Source organism: Bartonella sp. AC130YNZD (assembly GCF_042196865.1).
Taxonomy (GTDB): domain Bacteria; phylum Pseudomonadota; class Alphaproteobacteria; order Rhizobiales; family Rhizobiaceae; genus Bartonella.
Window position 1 is genome coordinate 44,558 of record NZ_JBHIQZ010000011.1, and the last position, 20,427, is coordinate 64,984.

Below are 20,427 nucleotides of genomic sequence, written 5' to 3' on the forward strand. Positions count from 1 at the left end.
GGCGTGCAATAGCCGTATTGCGAGTTAAAGTGGGGGACTGATGTTTTATAAAAGTAAAGAGGGTTTATCCGAAAAATCTGTTACAGAAAGAAAAAAGCCATGTCAGATAGGGCAGAGTGTTTTTTCTAGGTATGATGATGCAAAGAATGGTAGCTATAATCAACAAAAACTTTTTTTATTGACACTCTTAAAAGAAGTAATCATTTTTTTTCGCAAATGGTTAGAAGATTGTATTAATAAAGAAGTTTCTTTTGGTATCCTTTTTTCGCTGATTTTAGTCTTTTTTGCCCTAGGAATCATTTTCTATTTTCATTTAGAGTGGGAACCAAGTTGGGGACAATTGGGGGCGTTGGTCAGTATTTTTCTGGGAATATTCTATGTTGCACGTTTTTATCGAAAAATATGGATTCCCGTGGGGTTTCTGTTTTGTATTATATTGGGTGTTTTAGCGGCAAAAATAGAAACGTGGCGTATTGCAACACCCATGCTAAGCAGTGACATTGTCACTACATTGACGGGAAGAATTGTTTCTATTGAGTCAGGTGCCAAAGGAGGATTTCGTTTAGTTTTGGATATTTTGAATACAGAAAATCCCGTATTACGCCATAGTCTTCATCGTGTTCGTTTATCGGCAAGATATTTGCCATCTGGCTTAGCGATTGGTGATGGATTGCATGGAAAAGTTAAGATTCGTGCATTCTCTGGGCCGGTGCGTCCAGGAGGCTACGATTTTAGTTTTCATAATTATTTTAAAAGAATTGGAGCACAAGGCGTTTATTTAGGAAAACCAAGAAAAATATCCGTTTCGCAGCCTGATGGAATATTCGCTATCATTCTACAGAAAATTGAAAATTTACGCACGAAGATGACACAAAGAATCCGTATAGCCCTTGAAGGAGAAAAGGGAAGTGTTGCAGCTGCCCTCATAACAGGGCAGCGTGCTGGTATTTCAAATGAGACAAATGAAGCATTACGTACAGCTGGATTAGCTCATATTTTATCAATATCAGGTTTACATATGGCGTTGTTAAGCGGCATAGTTCTTTTGAGTATCCGTAGTTTTTTAGCATTTTTTCCAGTTTTTTCTTCCTATTATTCCAGTAAAAAATTTGCTGCTATCGTTGCTTTTATGATAACAGCTTTTTATTTGTTATTGTCGGGCTTAGCAATATCAGCGCAAAGAAGTTTTGTGATGATTGCTGTTATGTTGGTTGCTATATTGTGTAATCGCTCTGCTATAACAATGCGTAATTTTTCCATTGCAGGGTTGATAACTCTAGCGATGACACCCCATGAAATATTAGGTCCTAGCTTTCAAATGTCCTTTTCTGCGACTGCTGCTTTGATCGCTTTTTTTGATTGGTGGAGTGGAAGGTCATTTTTTCGTAAAAGAAAAACAACTCCCTCTTATGTTGGAGGAGGAGTGATAAATTTTGTTTTCTTATCGATGCTTTCAACATGTGCTTCTTCCTTTGTTGCAGGGAGTGCAAGTGGAATTTATGCTGCTTATCATTTTTCTAATATGGCATCGTTGAGCATTATCAGTAATGCTTTTGCTTTGCCTGTCATCTCAATTTTTGTCATTCCCTTTGGATTAATCGCAGTTCTTGCAATGTTAGGAGGATTCGAATGGCTTCCTCTTCAAATTATGGGTTTTGGAGTTGATCTTGTAATAAAGATTGCACATGCTATCAAGGCTATTTCTCCTGATTTGAATCCTGGTTTTATGCCGTTATCAGCGTTAGTTTTATTGAGTATAGGCTTGGTTGGACTGACTTTTTGCAAAACACCCATCCGGTTCTTTTTTAGTTTGTTTATTTTGGCAGGTATTTCTATTTGTGTAATGCATTCACCTGTACAACTGATTATAGCAGATAATATGCGTCTTGTGGGCGTTATCCATGATAAAAAATTATATATTGATCGTTACCATATTTCTAAGTTCACGACATCCATATGGAAAAAGTCATTTCGTGTGAATGAAACGATTAAACCAACAAAATATGGTCCTTCGTTGCACGGACAATTTATTTGTGATTATCATGTATGTACGTCATTATTAGAAAATGGATTAAGAGTGGTTGTTTTACAGAGAGAAACAGGTCAATGTGTAGAGGCAGATATTCTCATTCAGACATTTGTGATGCATAATCCAACTTGTTACAAGAAGGCAAAAATAATATTTATACCTCAACAATTGTTATCACGAGGAAGCGTTATGATGACCAAAGGTGGAGATATTATTTGGTCTTCGCTAGGGTTTCATAGACCATGGAATATGCACAGACAGCGTTCATAAAAACATATAATCAGTCATATTTTGCTTCACATTTGGATAATGACAAAACAAAAAATAACAGAAGACTTTTCTCATAATATTTTACGGTATTTAAATTGGTAAGTTTATCAACGTCATTGAAATGAGATAATAATCTACAGTTTTCTAGAAATAGATGATTTTTTATATCTGATCATTTTAATTTTTTCAAAAAAATTGATATGTGCATCTTTGTGCATCCTATTGATAGCACAAAATAAATCAAAAATTCTTATTGAATGAGAAAAATGCTAACAAATATTCTCAAAGAAATAAAAAAGATAATTGTTGATTATTCTATTTTATTCTTATCATATATTTCTATAACGAGTAACATCTCTTCAAGCAAAAGATGATGGTCAATTTAAATAGATTGCGTCAAGAGGTTATCTTTTATTATCATTATTATCGGTGGTAATAGGGGTGATAAATGCTGCTTATACGGATAGAAGGCAAAGTCATTTATGAATGTTCAGCAGTTAAAAAAAATGGCAGCTATTAAAGCGCTTGAGTTTGTTGAAGATGGTATGCGGCTTGGAATCGGATCTGGTTCGACAGTCAATGAATTTATTCGTCTTCTAGGTGAGCGTGTTGCGGATGGTTTGCGGGTGACTGGTGTTGCTACTTCAAAATATTCTGAACAACTCTGTCATAAGTTTGGAGTGCCTGTTAGCACTTTAGAACAAATACCTGAGCTGGATCTTGATATTGACGGAGCAGATGAAATTGGTCCTGAGATGATGCTCATTAAAGGGGGAGGGGGAGCATTGTTGTATGAAAAAATTGTAGCGTCGGCATCTCGTGCAATGCTTGTCATTGCGGATGAAACAAAGGTGGTAAAAAGACTTGGTGCTTTTGCACTACCAATTGAAGTTAATCCATTTGGTATCCACACAACATGCAGAGCCATTGAAAAAGTTGCTGATGATTTAGGGCTTTCTGGAAAAATTGCATTGCGAATGAATGGAAAAAATCCTTTTGAAACAGATGGTGGCCATTTTATTCTTGATGCATTTTGGGGCTGCATTTTGCAACCAAAACCATTATCGGATGCACTTCTTGCTATTCCTGGTGTTGTTGAGCATGGACTTTTTTTGGGGTTGGCTTCACGTGCAATTGTCGCTATGGCTGATGGTCAAACAAAAATTTTAGAATCTTTTGATTTTAGAGAAGACAGTTTCATGACGATATGTTAGCACAGTAAAAAAGGGTCTTAAAGATTTTAGGTAGAATAACGAATTAAAATTATAATTAGCGATCGGGGTAATCATTAAATGAAAATAATATTTTCTTTTCAGCGTTTTGTCGTATATTTGGGTGTAGTTGTCGTTTTTGTTGTGAATATTGGAATGGCTTATGCACAAGGTGTGAGCGATCAACATTTAGATTCAGCTAGAAAAGCTATAAGTGCCATTCACGCAACGGATCAGTTTGATAGTTTTTTACCAAATGCGGTAGAAGATCTTAAAACTGTACTGATGAGGGATGATCCAAACTTGGCAGCGGATATTTCTGATATTGTTGATAAGCAGGCGCTTGCTTTAATTAAAAGGCGCTCTGATCTAGAAAAAGAGATTGCTCATGTATATGCAAAATATTTTACTCAAAAAGAACTTGATGCAATAACAACATTTTATAATTCTGATACCGGTAAAAAGTTTTTGACAGAAGTTCCCAATATCGCACGTGATTCTTACTCAGCATTTGATATATGGCGTACTGCTTTTATGCAGGATCTTGTAGAAAATGTGAGAAAAGAGATGTCTGAAACACTTAATTTTAATAATTCTACGATGCCTACAAATGTGCCTATAAAATCAGAATCTTCAGGAAATAAAAAATAGCTTGATTGATATCATGACAACCAATGGGCAATTTCTGATTTTTAAAATAGCGGCGGTTTTCCCGCCGTTTTAAATATTTTAATGAGAATAAGTCTTTTTAGAATACTGCTTTATAAAAAAGGCTTCTTCAAAAGAAAAAAAGACTTTTATTTGATAATAAAAGATCTTAGCCTACTCTTGCAGATGTATAAGAAGGAATAATTCGTGGGCTCTTTTGACTTTGATTTATTTGTTATTGGAAGTGGTTCTGGTGGAGTGCGTGCAGCACGGCTTGCTGGAGGTCTTGGCAAGCGGGTCGCTATAGCAGAGGAATATCGTATAGGGGGCACTTGTGTTATTCGTGGTTGCGTTCCCAAAAAACTTTATGTTTATGCATCACAATATGTAAAAGAATTTAAGAAAAGTGTTGGTTTTGGGTGGGAATATGCGGATCCAATTTTTAGCTGGGAAAAGTTGGTTGCAGCTAAAAATAAAGAAATATCAAGGTTAGAAGGGTTGTATCGTAAGGGATTAGAAAATAACAATGTGCATATTTATGAAAGTCGTGCTACTTTTATAGATGATCACACATTAGAGCTTTCTGCCACGGGTGAGCGGGTAAGTGCAGAAAAAATTTTGATTGCAACAGGGGCAAAATTTGCACCAAATACGTCCATAGAAGGTGGTGAATTTTGCCTTACTTCTAATGAGATTTTTGACCTTAATCAACTCCCAAAATCAATAGTGATTGTTGGGGGAGGGTATATTGGTGTTGAATTTGCTAATATTTTTCATGAATTAGGTGTAAAAACAACACTTCTTCATCGTGGTGATTTAATCCTTCGTAATTTTGATCATGATTTGCGGCAATTGCTCAGCGATGCAATGATTGAAAAAGGGATTTCTATTCTCTATGGCATAACAATTTCTAAAGTGCAGGCTGCAGAAAATTGTTATGAAGTTGTTTTATCAAATGGGAAAATAATCAGAGCCGATCAGATTATGTTGGCTACGGGGCGTGTACCAAATACAACGGGTTTAAGACTTGAGCGGGCAGGTGTTAAGGTGAATGAATTTGGTGCAGTTGTTGTTGATGAGAAAATGACAACAAATATCCCCCATATTTGGGCTGTTGGTGATGTAACAGGTCATATTCAATTAACACCCGTTGCGATTCATGATGCAATGTGTTTTGTTAAGACAGCATTTGAGAATATTCCAACAACACCTGATTATGATTTAATTACAACAGCAGTTTTTTCACAGCCAGAGATTGGAACGGTTGGTCTTTCAGAAGAGGAGGCGGTAAAGCATTATAAGCGTCTTGAAATTTATCGTACAGTTTTTCGTCCTATGCGTAATGTTCTTTCTGGTAGTTCAGAGAAAATGCTTATGAAACTCATTGTTGATGGTGAAAGCCGTATTGTTGTGGGCGCTCATATTTTAGGGGAAAATGCTGGTGAGATGGCACAGCTTATTGGGATAGCTCTCAAAGGAAAGCTGACGAAGGATATCTTTGATGAAACGATGGCAGTGCATCCAACGATGGCAGAAGAATTGGTAACGATGTATAAACCAAGTTATATATATGAAAATGGGAAGAAAATAGAAAGTTAAACAGCATATATTGCGGTAAAAAGCTTTTGATATGCTAATCTGTAAGATTAATCTTTAGAGAGAGTGTAATGATAAAAGAATGGGCACCTGACTCTTGGAGAACAAGGCCAATTAAACAAGTTCCGACTTATCCGGATAAGTCTATGTTAGAAGATGTTGAACGAAAACTGAGAAGTTACCCTCCTTTAGTTTTTGCCGGTGAAGCACGTGATTTAAAAAATGAATTAGCAGCTGTTGCAAAAGGACAAGCTTTTTTATTGCAAGGTGGTGATTGTGCCGAAAGCTTTGCAGAACATGAAGCTGATAATATTCGTGATTTTTTTCGTGTATTTTTGCAAATGGCGATTGTTTTGACCTTTGGTAGTTCTAAACCAGTTGTTAAAATTGGTCGTATTGCTGGTCAATTTGCAAAGCCTCGCTCTTCTGATATTGAAAGAAAAGAGGGAGTTGAATTTCCTGCTTATCGTGGGGATATTATTAATGGCATTGAATTTGAAGCAGGTTCTCGTATTCCAGATCCGCAACGGATGTCTATGGCTTATCGCCAATCTGCGGCAACACTTAATCTATTGCGTGCTTTTTCACAAGGCGGCTATGCTAATTTAGAAAATGTTCACACATGGATGTTGAGTTTTGTTTCTAACAGTCCGCAGGGAGAACGTTATGAATTATTGGCAGAGCGTATTTCTGAAGCAATTGATTTTATGCGTTCTATAGGGATTACATCCAAAACACATTCTTCATTGCGTGAAACATCTTTTTATACCAGTCATGAAGCACTGTTGCTTGGTTATGAAGAGGCTTTGACTCGGATTGATTCAACTTCAGGAAATTGGTATGCAACATCTGGTCATATGTTATGGATTGGTGACCGTACGCGTCAGATTGACCATGCTCACGTTGAATATTGTCGCGGCATTAAGAATCCTATAGGATTAAAATGTGGTCCTTCCATTGAGTCTGATGAGCTTTTAAAATTAATTGATATTTTAAATCCTGAAAACGAGCTGGGGCGGCTTACTCTCATTACACGCTTTGGTTATGATAAAGTTGAAAGTTATCTGCCTAAACTCATCCGTGCCGTTGAACGCGAGAAGCGTGCGGTTATATGGTCATGTGATCCAATGCATGGCAATACAATTACTGCCAATGGTTATAAGACGCGTCCCTTTGATTATGTTTTAAAAGAAGTAGAGAATTTTTTTGCAGTGCATCGTGGAGAGGGAACTTATCCAGGAGGCATTCATATTGAGATGACAGGTCGTGATGTTACTGAATGTACAGGAGGGGCGCATGCCATTTCTGTGGACGATTTATCTGATCGTTATCATACGCAATGTGATCCACGGTTAAATGCAGATCAAGCGTTAGAATTGGCTTTTCTTGTTGCTGAACTCCTTAAAAAAAATCGCGTGACTGACTCGTTAGCAATTGCTGCTGGGGGGTAGGCAAAAATTTGCCTAATATTTTTTTAGATCATTATGGCAGAAGAGAATTTTAAAAAATGATATTTCCGATGATGAAGAATAAAGTTGTGGTTACTAAACTGATGAAATGATACAAAGGCTTATGAAAAATGATTTTCGGGTATCAATTGCTCAATTAAATCCTATTGTCGGTGATATTGAGGGGAATTTTTCTTTAGCTGTCATGGCGCATCAAAAGGCCAAAGAAGAGGGGGCAGATCTTGTTTTATTCACAGAACTTTTTATAAGCGCTTATCCGCCGGAAGATCTTGTTCTAAAACCTGCTTTTACAAAAACATGTGAAGAGATTGTTGAGAAATTAGCAAAGATAACCGTAGGCGGACCAGGAATTGTCATTGGACTTCCATTAAGACGCAATGGCAATATTTACAACGGTGTCATGCTTCTTGATGAAGGGAGAGTCATTGCCGAAAGTTTGAAGTTTGATTTACCTAATTATGCTGAATTTGATGAAAAGCGTTTATTTTCTTCAGGTCCACGTCCTCAGCCTATTGTTTATCATGGAATTAAATTAGGAATAGTCATTTGTGAGGATATTTGGAATGATTCCTCTCTTAGTACAGAGCTTAAAGATAAAGGAGCGGAAATTATTCTTGTCGCTAACGGATCTCCCTACTATCGTAATAAAACTTTAAGACGTATAGATGTTGTTCATACGCAAGCTCTACAATCTGGGGTGCCAATTATTTATGCTAATCAAGTTGGTGGTCAAGATGAATTCGTTTTTGATGGCGGGTCTTTTGCCTTGAATGGACAAGGCAAAAAGATATTTCAAATGAAACACTTTGATAGCCATATTGCTTTAAGCCATTGGCAAAAAACAACGACGGGATGGTACTGTATTTCAGGTCCTAATGAAAGTCTTCTCAATGGATTAGCGGCCGATTATCAAGCTTGTGTTTTAGGTTTGAAAGATTACGTTAATAAAAACGGCTTTAAGGATGTTATTCTTGGTCTTTCAGGAGGAATTGATTCAGCCCTGTGTACGGCAATGGCGGTGGATGCTCTTGGTGCTGAGAGGGTTCGCACCATTATGATGCCCTATCATTATACTTCGCAAGAATCATTAAAAGATGCCAAAGAATGTGCTGATCTTTTGGGATGTTGTTATGAAATCATACCGATTGCACAACCTGTTGAGGCTTTTTTAAAGACAATGGCACCTGTTTTTTCAGGGTTATCCTCTGACGTCACAGAAGAAAATCTTCAAAGTCGTATACGCGGTACACTTTTAATGGCGCTTTCAAATAAATTCGGCTCAATGGTGGTAACGACAGGCAATAAGTCAGAAATGGCTGTGGGATATGCAACATTGTATGGGGATATGAATGGTGGGTTTAATCCTCTTAAAGATATTTATAAAATGCAGGTTTATGCATTAGCTGAGTGGCGCAATAAAAATCACTTGCACAATTTGAGAGGACCAGAAGGAATTGTCATTCCATCCAATATTATAGAAAAAGCGCCTTCTGCAGAGCTGCGGGAAAATCAAAAAGATGAAGATTCACTTCCACCTTATCCTATTCTAGATGATATTTTGCAATCTCTTGTAGAAAATGACATGAGTATTGGTGATATTGTTCAACGTGGGTATTCACGGGAAATTGTTGAGAAAATTGAACAGCTTCTTTATAGTGCTGAATATAAAAGGCGACAATCTGCACCCGGTGTAAAAATCAGTTACAAGAATTTCGGACGCGATCGTCGCTATCCTATAGTCAATCATTTTCGCGATAAAAATTGAGTATTATGTTATGGTTAAAGTTCGTTTTGCTCCCTCTCCAACAGGTTATATTCATATTGGCAATATCCGTATTGCGCTTTTCAATTGGCTTTATGCGCAAGCGCATAAAGGAGAATTTATTTTGCGCTATGATGATACAGATGTTGAACGTTCTAAACAAGAATATATTGATGCTATTGCTGTTGACCTTGAATGGCTTGGTATTCAACCAGATTCAATTTATTACCAATCTAAGCGATTTAATCGATATGATGAAGTTGCGGAAATTCTCAAACAACGCGGGCTTCTTTATCCCTGTTATGAGACTGCAGAAGAATTAGAGCGGCGTCGTAAAATCCAGCTTTCACGCAAATTACCTCCTATTTATAACCGTGCAGCATTAAAATTGACAGCAGAAGAGAAAAAAAACTTTGAATCTCAAGGTCGTAAACCCCATTGGCGTTTTCTTCTTCCTAATTTTGAAAGTGATCCTTTACAAACAAAGCGAACAGAAGTTTGCTGGAATGATGCAATAAAGGGAAAGCAGACGATTGATTTGGCTTCTCTTTCAGATCCTGTTCTTATTCGTGAAGATGGAAGCTATCTTTATACATTGCCGTCTATTGTTGATGATGTAGATATGGCTATTACGCATATTATTCGTGGGGATGATCATATTACAAATACAGGCGCTCAAATTGCTCTTTTTAAAGCTCTTAATGCAGAATTACCGGTTTTTGCTCATACCAATTTATTGGCGACAGTTTTAGGAAAAGGATTTTCAAAACGTAATAATGATCTTTCTATTCGTTCTCTACGGGAAAAAGGATTTGAATCTATAGCTGTTCAATGCCTTGCCGTTTTGATTGGGACATCACAAAATGTACATCCCTATCCCCATCAAGCAGCGCTTTTAGAGCATTTTAATTTACAAGATACATCAAAATCGGTTGCAAAATTTGATATTGCTGATCTTCTTTCTTTGAATAGTCATCTTGTCCATGAACTAAGTTATGAGGACGTTAAAATGCGCCTTAAAAAACTTTCTATTGAGGGAGATAAGGCGGAATATTTCTGGAACGCGATAAGACGCAATATTGATAAAGTCAATGATGCTGTTTTGTGGTGGAAAATCATTCATGATGAACAGAATTTTGATACAGTGGCACTAGAGGATCGTGTATTTGTGCGTCAATCACTCGATTTCTTACCTGAAGGTGCTTTGAATGAGGAAAGTTGGAAAATTTGGACAACAGCATTAAAAGAAAAAACAGGTCGGAAAGGAAAGTCCTTATTTATGCCATTACGTCAAGCACTTACGGGCATGGATCATGGACCTGAAATGGGAAAGCTTTTGCAGCTTTTAGGGCGTGAAAAGGTAATAGAAAGAATCTCTAAGAAATAAGAGAAACTTTTAAAAGGCATCTTTTATTTACTTTATGCTTACAGAGAGTAAAGGACGAGTCTATCTACGCGTCTTTATGAGCATGAATGCAGGAATATCATCACCAAATCCAAGGGGCGTGTAATTCTTATTTTTTCGTGAGCGTTGTTGCTCAGATGGCTTCTCCTTATTATTTGCATTTTTGATATATTCTGTTTTATTCTCTTCTACAGATTTTTTAGTGTGAGCAACAGGCTCTTTTGGAGCAGTTTTCTTTGATGATTTTGAAGATTTTTTCTTTACAACAATATCTTCTGTTTGAGCATCGGCTATTAAAGTTGAAAGATCTCCATTGAGCCATTCAATTTTTTCATTACTCATTTCCTCGATGGCATTGATATATTTTTGATCAGCTTTTGTAACGATTGTAAAGGCTTTTCCGCTGCGATTTGCACGTCCTGTACGACCAATTCGATGGATATAGTCTTCAGCATGTGTCGGAACATCATAGTTAAATACATGACTTACAGCTGGAATATCGAGACCGCGGGCAGCAACATCAGAAGCAACAAGAAGTGTAAGTTTATTATTTTTAAAATCAGCTAGGGTGTTCATGCGCGAATATTGGTCCATATCTCCATGAAGTGCCCCTACATTAAAGTTATGTTTGATAAGCGATCTAAAAAGTTCAGAGATATCTTTCTTTCGATTACAGAAAATGATTGCATTTTGAAGCTCTGCACCTTCATTTTGGATCAGCTCTCGTAAAACCGCTCTTTTATCCCATGATTTATTTCCAGATTTGACAAGCCGTTGTGTAATTGTGGTAGCTGTTGAGGAAGCTTTTGTAACTTCAACAGATACAGGAGAATGTAAAAATTGTTTCGTTAGCTTTGTAATTTCTGGCGCCATTGTTGCAGAAAAGAACAAAGTTTGACGCGTAAAAGGGGTTAGTTTACAGATGCGTTCAATATCAGGAATAAAGCCCATATCCAACATGCGATCAGCTTCATCAATCACAAGGATTTCAACGCCCATCAGGAGCAGTTTACCGCGCTCGCAATGATCAAGAAGGCGCCCTGGTGTTGCTATAAGAACATCAGCTCCCCGTTCAAGTTTGCGATCTTGGAGTTCAAAAGAAACGCCACCAATCAAAAGAGCAACATTTAAACGATGATTTATGCCGTATTTATCGAAATTTTCTTCAACTTGAGCTGCAATTTCTCTTGTTGGTTCTAAGATAAGCGTACGGGGCATGCGTGCTCTTGCACGACCTTTTTCAAGGAGAGTGAGCATAGGCAATACGAAAGACGCGGTTTTACCTGTTCCCGTTTGGGCAATTCCTAAAACGTCTTTTCTTTGAAGGACATGCGGAATTGTTTCACTTTGAATAGGTGTCGGAGCTGTATACCCCGCTGATTTCACCGCATTAATAACCTTTGCGGAAAGACCTAAATCATCAAAACTGTTTAAAGATGGTATCATTTTTTTATCAACTGCTCTGTGATTTTAACTGCGCTATCTAATGATGATTATAACCAATATTCTACACTCTTTAAAAGTGTTAAGATGTTTTCACAAAAAAACTAACTATAACAATCATATACATATAAAACGCATAATACAATCATTAATAGCGAAATTGTTCTGATAAAATGCGCTCATCCCATGAATGATTTGAGTCAAAAAGGATTGAAGCTGTTACTTCTGTTGCCATTGCAATAGTAACTGAATGAACAGATTTAACTTCAATATTATCTGCAGCAGCGTTTACAGGGCGTTTGTCAGGTTCAAGCATATCAAAGCGCACTGTTACTGTATCGGGAAGCAAAGCTCCATGCCAACGCCGAGGGCGAAAAGGGCTAACGGGAGTGAGGGCCATAAGGGGAGCCATAAGAGGTAAGATAGGTCCTTGTGCTGATAAATTATAGGCGGTTGATCCAGCTGGTGTAGCGACGAGGACACCATCACAACTTAATTGTTCCATGCGTACGTTGTTATCAATGGTGATGCGAATTTTTGCCGCTTGATAAGATTGCCGAAAGAGGGATACTTCATTAATTGCAAGCGCCTCGATAGAATCTTGACATTCAGATTTTGCAATCATGCGCAGGGGATGGATTTCTTTTTTATGTGCGGCAGCAATACGATTGGGCAATTTTTTTTCATGAAATTCATTCATAAGAAATCCTACAGAACCTTGATTCATACCATAAATAGGTTTGCCTGTGTTCATGACATCTCGTACGGTTTGTAACATTGTCCCATCACCACCGATTGCAACAACAATATCAGTTTCTTCCAGAGAAGAATGACCATAAACGGAAATTAATTTATGGGTAGCTTTGATAGCCTCCTCAGTTTCTGCGGAAATAAAATGAAAGCGACTTGGTAATGTAGCCATTTAAAAATTATCCTGATACTTATAATTTATGTTGTAACTTATTTTTGAGAGTTTTGAAGTTGTAATAAAAGCTCTTTTTATAATAAAAAGAGCATTGAATAAAGAGAAGTTATTTCAAGGTAAAGTATCATTAAAAAGTAAAAGGAATGCGTCGTTAGATAAATTACAAACGAGTAATTTTTTTATTAGAATGATAATTTAGCATTGAAGCTAAGAGTATGATTAGTTAAAAGACCATAACTGATTTTAATAATCAGTGTGAAGCACCCGTAGCTCAGCTGGATAGAGCGCTGCCCTCCGAAGGCAGAGGTCACAGATTCGAATTCTGTCGGGTGCACCAAATTCTTCAACTTCATATCATCCTAAATAACAATATTACCTAAAAAAAGCCAATTTCCTCTTTTATGAAAATGGTCATTTGAGTTGTTTATTAAGTTTTGTAGCGAATAAGCAAATAATTTCAAGAGAAGTAAAATTTACGGCTGCGTATATAATTTTTCGGTTAGTCATTTTGAATATCGAGATAAAAAAGCAAGATTATCTAAATATGCTTTCAATTTAACTATAAACATTTATAACATAAAAATACATATTAATTCAATATGTTATTGTACAACTGATCTGACGATGTTGACAGTAGATCGCTAAATATATTGTTTTGAGCATTAAAATAGATAGCTAAATTTGCTTTTATTCTATTTTTGGAGTTAAAGGCTGTTATGGTGATATGGAACGCGGATGAGGAATATCACCAGTTAAAGGAATAATAAGGGGGAAAAAACAACCGTCAAGATTTGAATTGTTTCAAAATGCTGTATTCGATATGGTTTTGATATGGTTATCTGGTGATTTCTCTATACACCAATATTGCCAGTTATGTTGGATGAGGGATTGTTTAGCTTTAATCAACTTTTTTATATACCGAACGCTAATTATGGTGGTTATTTAGTTGGGAGTATGTTCTTTACGTTTGGCAGTAATTGGGATTATATCTTTTACTCCTCGCATACTATCTTGTGCAGCTATAGTAATGAGTGCACTTAATTATTTCCATGGCGTTAACACTTAGTCCTTTTGATCCGTTTTGCTGTTGGTGAATGATGGTTTTGGGTTCTATTATGGTCATGCAGCATAGCCATAATGGGCGGATTATTTCTTCGCTTTAGGCAGGTGTAGGAGTTGGTATTCTCCTAGGTAATGAATATGTTATTATTAGCTTGAATATGACAACTATATCAAAAAACACCTCCGTTATTTCTTCCATTGCAAATGAAACCGCTCCTGTTAATCAGAAAAAACCATCTAAAATATGAATAGATCAATTAAATGGATTTCGTGACTGGTCATGTATATATATTATCGCATTCGTGCTTTAAAAGATTTTGGTGATGTAAAAAAGGCGGTCTAGATGCTTTTATTGAAAATGAAAGAGCAATCTCTCTCATGATGGCAATTGCTGGGTTGCTGATAATGCCGTGTTGTAAAATCTAGTCGTGTTTATGAAAATACAAGGGGCTATGGCAATACTGCCATTGGTGGCTATGTTTTATGGCAATACCCTTATATGTGATAAAACCTATGTGTATTTTTGTGCTCATATTTATGACAATGCTCATCTTTTTTATAATGGTTGAGTTTATCATTATGCGCGGGTTTATGGGAATGCAAAATTATCCGGTAGTGCACGTATTCATAGCAATGCCGCGGTTTATGATCATGCGGTTATTAGGCAAGGTTTACCGCAATGCTAGCATGGGGTATCATACTGATGGGTATAGCTCTGTTTATGGCAATGCAAGAATAAAAAGACATAGCGATTTATATTCGGTTCCCATAAATTTTGAGGTTTATGAAAGCAATAACGTTATCAAGATTGATAAACAGAATAAATGACAGACGTAGGGGCGCTTTTTTGATGGTTATAAACGCATCATAAAAGAAAGCTGTGCCATTGATATGACGCTGCTTTTAAATAGAGGTACTACAAATCATACAAAAGAAATCAATAATGCATATATACAAAACGTATCATATTGCAAACGCTCTATTCTATTGATTAAAACTGATCAATAGGAACGTAAATGACAGGTATAATATTTAATCACTCATTTGAATTACAGAATCTATAAACACTTTTGTATGGCTATAAAACGTATTAAGAATAACGCTCGCATTTTTGAAGTGGTCATTTGACACAAAGTACATTATCAAAATGTCTCAACGCTTAGTAGGTTCATATCAAGACAATCAAGAGAAAATGCGTATTAAGTGAATATTTGTAACAAAACCCGTTGTTTAAATTTACAAGCATTGGTTTTAAAAGCAGCTTTTCAGAAGACAATAAACAACCGCTTTTTATAAAATCTAAGGCTTTTAAACTGTTATAAAACCCAGGTTTCAAACGTTTTTATAGAGATATCATTTTATGTCTCTAAACGTTTAAACATTCATTTAGTGAGGTTCTCATAAGCGTATTTTTACTTTGCATTTAAACTGTAACTTTTAAAACGTTTTTTGCTTGTTTTCCTGCGTTATATCATTAAAAATCTTTTGATTTCTACGACATAACATTATCAATTTCATTACCTATTGTGATGATAATATCTATATAATGTCTGCTTATTATTGACTAACTTTTTAGTAAGCGCCGCTTTAAAATCGACTTATCTTTAAATCCTTTTATGTGCCCTTAATGAATTAAAACCTATTCTATGATAGTTTCAAATGATTATTTCTTTTAAGGTTTAGCTCAAAAAAAGAGGAAACCCCATACCATTCTTTAAACGCATGCAATTTATGTTATCGATAATTTCAAACGATTACGTTTTTAATAATGCGATTTGTGTGTGATAAAAACGTATCATAAAATTTATGAACTGTTATGAATGATAGCTGCGTTCACTTCATTTGAATGTTTACATGCGTTATAATATTTGCATCATGATTTGCTTTTTATGGTCTATCCATACATGGTAATTGTTTATGAAAAATGGTTAATTAAATCACGTATAAAAGTGTAGATTTTAAATGGGATTCATATAAAATAATTTGCACACAAACTATTGACTTTATTATATTTTTTTAGGAATAAGATTCCATCTCGTTTAGACGTTGCAAAAGAAATCACCAAATACCTTATTGATAAGATTCTTCTCTTACACGGCGTTATCACTTTTGTTTGCAAAAATCTGCTTTGCTTTTGACTTTTGACTTTTGATATGGATACAACCTCTTTTGAGGTAGAGCAAAGAATTTTTTAATCATGGAGAGTGCAACAGAGTTCTTCAAAAATCTTGATTGGTCTGTTGAAAAAATTAAAGAGTTAGATAATTATTCAGCATGTTATCAACTCCCAGATTGTGAAGTACAAATTCTTTATAATGACGCAATTATCAAAGGTTATCCGTAAGTTGATGTTGGAGTTTCGATTAGTACTGGTATTTTAGCTGCTGCCTATATGGTAATTGATCCCTATCAATTCTCAGCACTTACAAGATCTACAACTTGATTTTTATAAAAAGGGGTTGAGAGTTTGTGAAGAAGAAATATATGCGGATTGGTTGGAATTAAGCGGGATTATGTCTTGAAATAGGCGATAGAAAAAATTGATCTTCATAAATGCTTTTATTCCAGATATGGAGCACCACCTTGGCGATAGAGTGAAGTTGGAGGGCACATAAAGGTTATCAAGGTAGATGATGCAGATTATAGCTTACTTCATATTGGTGCACTGGCTTTATTGGGTGATGTTGCAACCTTACAATCTTATTATCAAAGTTTCGGTGCAGAGAATCATTTAGGCTTTGATGAAAATACCCAATAGCTTCATTTTGAACGTGTATTGGCTTTAGTCAAAGAAGTAGTCAAATCTAAGCAACACAGCTACGCTTTCATTGCAAAAGTAGTAAAAAATATGAACCATCTGGAAGAAAAACAAAGTTCTTAATAAGAGCTTTCCAGAGAGGTGGAGTTTCATTCTTGGAAGGAAAAAAATAGCTAAATTTATCGAAACAAAAGCTAAGGAATAGCTCCTTAAGAAATATCAAGAAGATCTAAAAAGATTATAGGAGCCAGAGTCTGGTTTAAAGATGCCATCATCAGTTGAGTGAACTCAACAATGGTGGAGTTTTATCCATTGGCGGAAATCTGATGTTTGAAAGAGGCTTTCTTGATGTTAAGGTAATATTGTAATAAATAATTATTATAAATCAATATGTTGTATATATTCATTGTTTTGAGATTAATGACCATTGACAAATAATTTTGCACCATTTTCTCTCTTCCAGCTTTTTGTCAATCATCAATGAAAATTTTTTATAATGGAAAGTTCATTGATAATATAACTTTTGTATGTCATTACTTTACGCTTAAAAAAAATATAAAAATAATGAAATGCAATTGAGTTATCAACTGCTTATTCTTTTCAATTTTTAATCATAAAAAAATCTTTTTATTCATTTTGCTTATAAAAAGAATTAGCTTTTTTCTGGTGATACAAGTGGAGAAATAAGGATTTTAGATATGTTTCGGCGTTCCATTTCAATCACTTTAAAGTGTAAACCATCAGTTTCAAAACTTTCTCCCTCATTTGGTAAATGACCAAACTGCCAAAGCATAAAGCCTGCCAGAGTCGTATAACGATCTGCTTCATCCACAAGGTTACGCCCAAGATAACCACTTAAACGGCGGATATCAGCATATCCCTCAACAAGAAGACTGCCATTTTCAAGTTGTTCTGCGATCATAAGTTCTTCATCGTCATCAGGAAAGTCTCCTGCAATAGCTTCGAGAATATCGGTTGGTGTTGCAATTCCTTCAAAAGATCCATGCTCATCAACAATAATTGCAAGCTGAATCGAAGAATGACGTAATTGCTCCATCAATCGTAAAACACTTGTATTTTCATGAACAACGAGGGGTTCTCGCATAGCTTTTTTCCAATTAATCTTTTTCCCCTCAGCCAAATTCAAAAGAAGATCTTTTGTCAATGCAACGCCAACAAATTCATCCACTTTTTCACGCGCAAGAATTAAGCGGCTATGTTTAACCTTTTGTAATTCTTCACGCATTTCATTTTCATCAGCATTTAAATCTAACCACTCAATCTCATTACGCGGCGACATGATAGAGCGAACAGGGCGATCAGCTAAATCGAGAACACCACGAATCATCTCCTTTTCTTCTGGTCTAAACAACTCAGAAGCTGCGGCCTGTTCAGCAATAACATCTACAGTCTCAGCAAGGTGACTATCTTTGCTTCCTCCTCCTAAGAGCCTCAAAACAGCATCAGCTGTTCTACTGCGTAGATCATTCGTTTTAATCATTTTTTCACGGTTACGACGTCCAATTTGATTAAAAGCTTCGATAAGAACAGAAAAACCAATAGCAGCATACAAATACCCTTTTGGAATATGAAAACCAAATCCTTCAACAATGAGAGTAAAACCAATCATCATCAAAAAACCAAGACAAAGGATTACAATAGTGGGATGACGATTAATAAAACGCATAAGAGCACCAGATCCGCACATCATTACTCCCATAGCAGCTATGACTGCGATATACATAACTGCTGCCTGCTCTTTTGCAATCATACCTGTTGCGGTAATAATACTGTCTAGTGAAAAAACGGCATCCAGCACCACGACTTGGACGATTACTTGCCAAAAAACAGCATAACCAACGCCTGTTTTTCTTTCATGTGATACTCCTTCTAACCTTTCATGTAATTCTAGCGTTCCCTTTGCGAGCAAAAAGGCTCCACCACCGATTAAAATAAAGCTATGCCAACTAAATACAAAAGATGAAAGTGAAAGAATTACTCTATCGAGTCTCATAACCCATCCAATAACGGTAAGAAGAAAAAGCCGCATAATTAATGCTAAAGTAAGACCTATAAAGCGTGCGCGGTCACGCAAATTCAGTGGCAATTTTTCAGCTAAAATTGCAATAAAGATAAGGTTATCTATTCCTAAAACAATTTCGAGAAAAACCAGCGTGATCAAACCAAACCACGCATGGGGATCAGTGATCCATTCCATCATTCCTTACCTTTTAGAAGCTTAAAAGCGCGCGATTGACAAAAAAAATTCATAGGCTTTTATTCGTATATTGGATCATGAACATTGAATGTAAGAAACTTATATTCAAAGAAAAAAACAGTACAATATTGCTTGAATGCATGTGATTTTTGATAAAACAAAATGATGCCCCATCCCGCTTACAACCACAAGAAGGTTCCTCTAATTTTCGCTCGGGCATTATGCTCGATAATCCTCTAACTATAGGTTCTGTATAACAATCAGAACATTTATTTATAAAGCTTGTTATAATGGGTTTATTTTTATATAAGATCAAGTGGTGAATATCATATTTTTAATCTTACAGACAATGAGTTTATATAACAAACAACAAAATATCTGGACATCTATCCTTAGGAGCGTTATAGAAACGCTCATTCTCGTCTTTTGAGAAGCTTATGGGTGATTAGCTCAGTCGGTAGAGCAGCTGACTCTTAATCAGCGGGTCGTGGGTTCGATCCCCTCATCACCCACCATTTTATTTTATACCGTAAATAACTTATTGATTGCGTAATTTTTTTTAAGGTACGAGTTGCTAAATAAAATTGGGCAGTAGGATTTCCCCATATCTGTTTGTTTAAAAGTGAAGATTGTTGATATAGCTTAGTCATCGGTGTTTGTACTTTTTAGGGGACTCAAAGAACTTCCAAAGGACATTTAAAGATCTTTTAATGCGTATTGTTTCTTTTTTTTAAGTCGCAATTGGTAAGGAGAAGCTTCTTACCGACAATTGTGTTATTTAAAAGGGTACAAAAATCAACAGTTTTCACTTTATTTTAATATAAATTGATTAAAGTTTTTGGGATTTTTAGCATATTGTTTAAAGACAGAAGAAACTTTACACTTTAGTTGTGTCAGCAGCGTGGATATTTTTTGATAACTCTCCCGCTTAAACAAAAAACTTCTGTAATAATCATCAGTATTCCAAGAGGGTAAATCAATATAAAATAAAGTAGTTAGCTGGACATACAATTCAAGTCGTGAATGCTTAGCGAAAAACATGAATAACATGATCACGTTCTATAATAGCGAAGTACAACGTTTTAATAATGCTTATGGGCATTTTGATAGCAGGATACGTAAAAATGCTGTAGACAATTTTGTTAACGTTGATGCTAAAAAAATCAGTTGGAGTAGTAGTCTAAAAGAAGAGTTTGTAAGAGGAAAAATTTCCGAATTTGAAAGTAATTGTTCAGTTCAAAGTCTTTATCGTCCCTTTACAAAGCAATGGCTCTATTACAATCGTATTTTTAATGAAAGAACTTACCAGATGCCTCGTATATTTCCGATGGGGCAAGTAGTCGAAAATAAGGTAATACAAATTACAGGTATAGGAGTAAATGGTTTTTCTACCCTAATGATAAAAGATTTACCTGATGTTAATGCTATGGCTGCTAGCCAATGCTTTCCAAGATATTTTTATGAAGAGACTACAATTTCAAAGAATAAAAACAAAAAACAATCCCATTTATTTACAGACTTTACAGAAGCAAACACAACAGCTGGTTTACAGAAGCGTAATGCTATAACTGATGAAGGATTAGCATATTTAAAAGCCGCTTATTCTAATGAAAAAATTACTAAAGATGATA

General features: G+C 35.8%; 13 protein-coding genes, 2 tRNA genes and 1 pseudogene. 13 read left to right on the top strand and 3 right to left on the bottom strand.

The window, feature by feature from the left end; genetic code table 11:
• The first annotated feature begins 40 nt into the window (after positions 1-40).
• From ACFINU_RS05895 to gltX, 7 genes are all read left to right on the top strand, one after another.
• Positions 41-2,299, top strand: a complete 2,259-nt coding sequence (locus ACFINU_RS05895) for a ComEC/Rec2 family competence protein (RefSeq protein WP_375618357.1) — start codon at positions 41-43, stop codon at positions 2,297-2,299.
• 482 nt (positions 2,300-2,781) lie between these two features.
• Positions 2,782-3,513, top strand: a complete 732-nt coding sequence (rpiA, locus tag ACFINU_RS05900) for a ribose-5-phosphate isomerase RpiA (protein ID WP_375618356.1) — start codon at positions 2,782-2,784, stop codon at positions 3,511-3,513.
• 78 nt (positions 3,514-3,591) lie between these two features.
• Positions 3,592-4,161 (top strand): DUF2059 domain-containing protein, encoded by a 570-nt coding sequence (locus tag ACFINU_RS05905; RefSeq protein ID WP_375618355.1) that lies wholly within the window; start codon positions 3,592-3,594, stop codon positions 4,159-4,161.
• Between the two features lie 204 nt (positions 4,162-4,365).
• The gene (gene gor / locus ACFINU_RS05910; RefSeq protein ID WP_375618354.1) at positions 4,366-5,757 is read left to right on the top strand and encodes a glutathione-disulfide reductase; all 1,392 of its coding nucleotides are present in this window, start codon (positions 4,366-4,368) and stop codon (positions 5,755-5,757) included.
• Between the two features lie 68 nt (positions 5,758-5,825).
• Positions 5,826-7,205, top strand: coding sequence for a class II 3-deoxy-7-phosphoheptulonate synthase (locus ACFINU_RS05915; protein WP_375618353.1), 1,380 nt, complete (start codon positions 5,826-5,828; stop codon positions 7,203-7,205).
• 121 nt (positions 7,206-7,326) lie between these two features.
• Positions 7,327-8,988, top strand: a complete 1,662-nt coding sequence (locus ACFINU_RS05920; RefSeq protein ID WP_375618352.1) for an NAD+ synthase — start codon at positions 7,327-7,329, stop codon at positions 8,986-8,988.
• Positions 8,989-8,998: 10 nt separating this feature from the next.
• Positions 8,999-10,372: a glutamate--tRNA ligase gene (gltX, locus tag ACFINU_RS05925; protein WP_375618351.1), complete on the top strand. Its 1,374-nt coding sequence runs from the start codon at positions 8,999-9,001 to the stop codon at positions 10,370-10,372.
• A gap of 60 nt (positions 10,373-10,432) precedes the next feature.
• Here gltX and ACFINU_RS05930 read toward each other — a convergent pair whose 3' ends face one another.
• Positions 10,433-11,836: a DEAD/DEAH box helicase gene (locus ACFINU_RS05930; protein WP_375618350.1), complete on the bottom strand. Its 1,404-nt coding sequence runs from the start codon at positions 11,834-11,836 to the stop codon at positions 10,433-10,435.
• Between the two features lie 145 nt (positions 11,837-11,981).
• Complete coding sequence (locus ACFINU_RS05935; protein ID WP_375618349.1) at positions 11,982-12,755, bottom strand: NAD kinase; 774 nt, start codon at positions 12,753-12,755, stop codon at positions 11,982-11,984.
• A 263-nt stretch (positions 12,756-13,018) separates the two neighbouring features.
• Here ACFINU_RS05935 and ACFINU_RS05940 point away from each other — a divergent pair.
• The 4 genes from ACFINU_RS05940 to ACFINU_RS05955 all read left to right on the top strand — a co-directional run bounded on the left by ACFINU_RS05940 (position 13,019) and on the right by ACFINU_RS05955 (position 16,578).
• Positions 13,019-13,095: transfer RNA gene (locus ACFINU_RS05940), tRNA-Arg, on the top strand.
• A 536-nt stretch (positions 13,096-13,631) separates the two neighbouring features.
• Positions 13,632-13,799 (top strand): hypothetical protein, encoded by a 168-nt coding sequence (locus tag ACFINU_RS05945; protein WP_375618348.1) that lies wholly within the window; start codon positions 13,632-13,634, stop codon positions 13,797-13,799.
• A gap of 582 nt (positions 13,800-14,381) precedes the next feature.
• Positions 14,382-14,648: a hypothetical protein gene (locus ACFINU_RS05950; protein ID WP_375618347.1), complete on the top strand. Its 267-nt coding sequence runs from the start codon at positions 14,382-14,384 to the stop codon at positions 14,646-14,648.
• A 1,828-nt stretch (positions 14,649-16,476) separates the two neighbouring features.
• Positions 16,477-16,578: a hypothetical protein gene (locus ACFINU_RS05955; protein ID WP_375639765.1), complete on the top strand. Its 102-nt coding sequence runs from the start codon at positions 16,477-16,479 to the stop codon at positions 16,576-16,578.
• A 652-nt stretch (positions 16,579-17,230) separates the two neighbouring features.
• Here the strand turns inward: ACFINU_RS05955 and ACFINU_RS05960 are convergent.
• On the bottom strand, positions 17,231-18,799 hold the full coding sequence (locus ACFINU_RS05960) for a TerC family protein (protein ID WP_375618346.1): 1,569 nt from the start codon (positions 18,797-18,799) through the stop codon (positions 17,231-17,233).
• Positions 18,800-19,235: 436 nt separating this feature from the next.
• Here ACFINU_RS05960 and ACFINU_RS05965 point away from each other — a divergent pair.
• Together ACFINU_RS05965 and ACFINU_RS05970 are read left to right on the top strand one after the other, a co-directional pair.
• Positions 19,236-19,311: transfer RNA gene (locus ACFINU_RS05965), tRNA-Lys, on the top strand.
• A gap of 482 nt (positions 19,312-19,793) precedes the next feature.
• Positions 19,794-20,427: pseudogene (locus tag ACFINU_RS05970) on the top strand (type ISP restriction/modification enzyme); the annotation flags it as partial.

Excerpts from the sequence above, each read along its gene's own strand:
- ACFINU_RS05930 (WP_375618350.1), bottom strand. The coding sequence starts at position 11,836 with ATGATACCATCTTTAAACAGTTTTGATGATTTAGGTCTTTCCGCAAAG.
- ACFINU_RS05950 (WP_375618347.1), top strand. The coding sequence starts at position 14,382 with ATGGTTGAGTTTATCATTATGCGCGGGTTTATGGGAATGCAAAATTAT.
- ACFINU_RS05945 (WP_375618348.1), top strand. The coding sequence starts at position 13,632 with ATGTTGGATGAGGGATTGTTTAGCTTTAATCAACTTTTTTATATACCG.
- ACFINU_RS05920 (WP_375618352.1), top strand. The coding sequence starts at position 7,327 with ATGAAAAATGATTTTCGGGTATCAATTGCTCAATTAAATCCTATTGTC.
- ACFINU_RS05915 (WP_375618353.1), top strand. The coding sequence starts at position 5,826 with ATGATAAAAGAATGGGCACCTGACTCTTGGAGAACAAGGCCAATTAAA.
- ACFINU_RS05905 (WP_375618355.1), top strand. The coding sequence starts at position 3,592 with ATGAAAATAATATTTTCTTTTCAGCGTTTTGTCGTATATTTGGGTGTA.
- ACFINU_RS05960 (WP_375618346.1), bottom strand. The coding sequence starts at position 18,799 with ATGATGGAATGGATCACTGATCCCCATGCGTGGTTTGGTTTGATCACG.
- ACFINU_RS05935 (WP_375618349.1), bottom strand. The coding sequence starts at position 12,755 with ATGGCTACATTACCAAGTCGCTTTCATTTTATTTCCGCAGAAACTGAG.
- rpiA (WP_375618356.1), top strand. The coding sequence starts at position 2,782 with ATGAATGTTCAGCAGTTAAAAAAAATGGCAGCTATTAAAGCGCTTGAG.
- ACFINU_RS05895 (WP_375618357.1), top strand. The coding sequence starts at position 41 with ATGTTTTATAAAAGTAAAGAGGGTTTATCCGAAAAATCTGTTACAGAA.
- gltX (WP_375618351.1), top strand. The coding sequence starts at position 8,999 with ATGGTTAAAGTTCGTTTTGCTCCCTCTCCAACAGGTTATATTCATATT.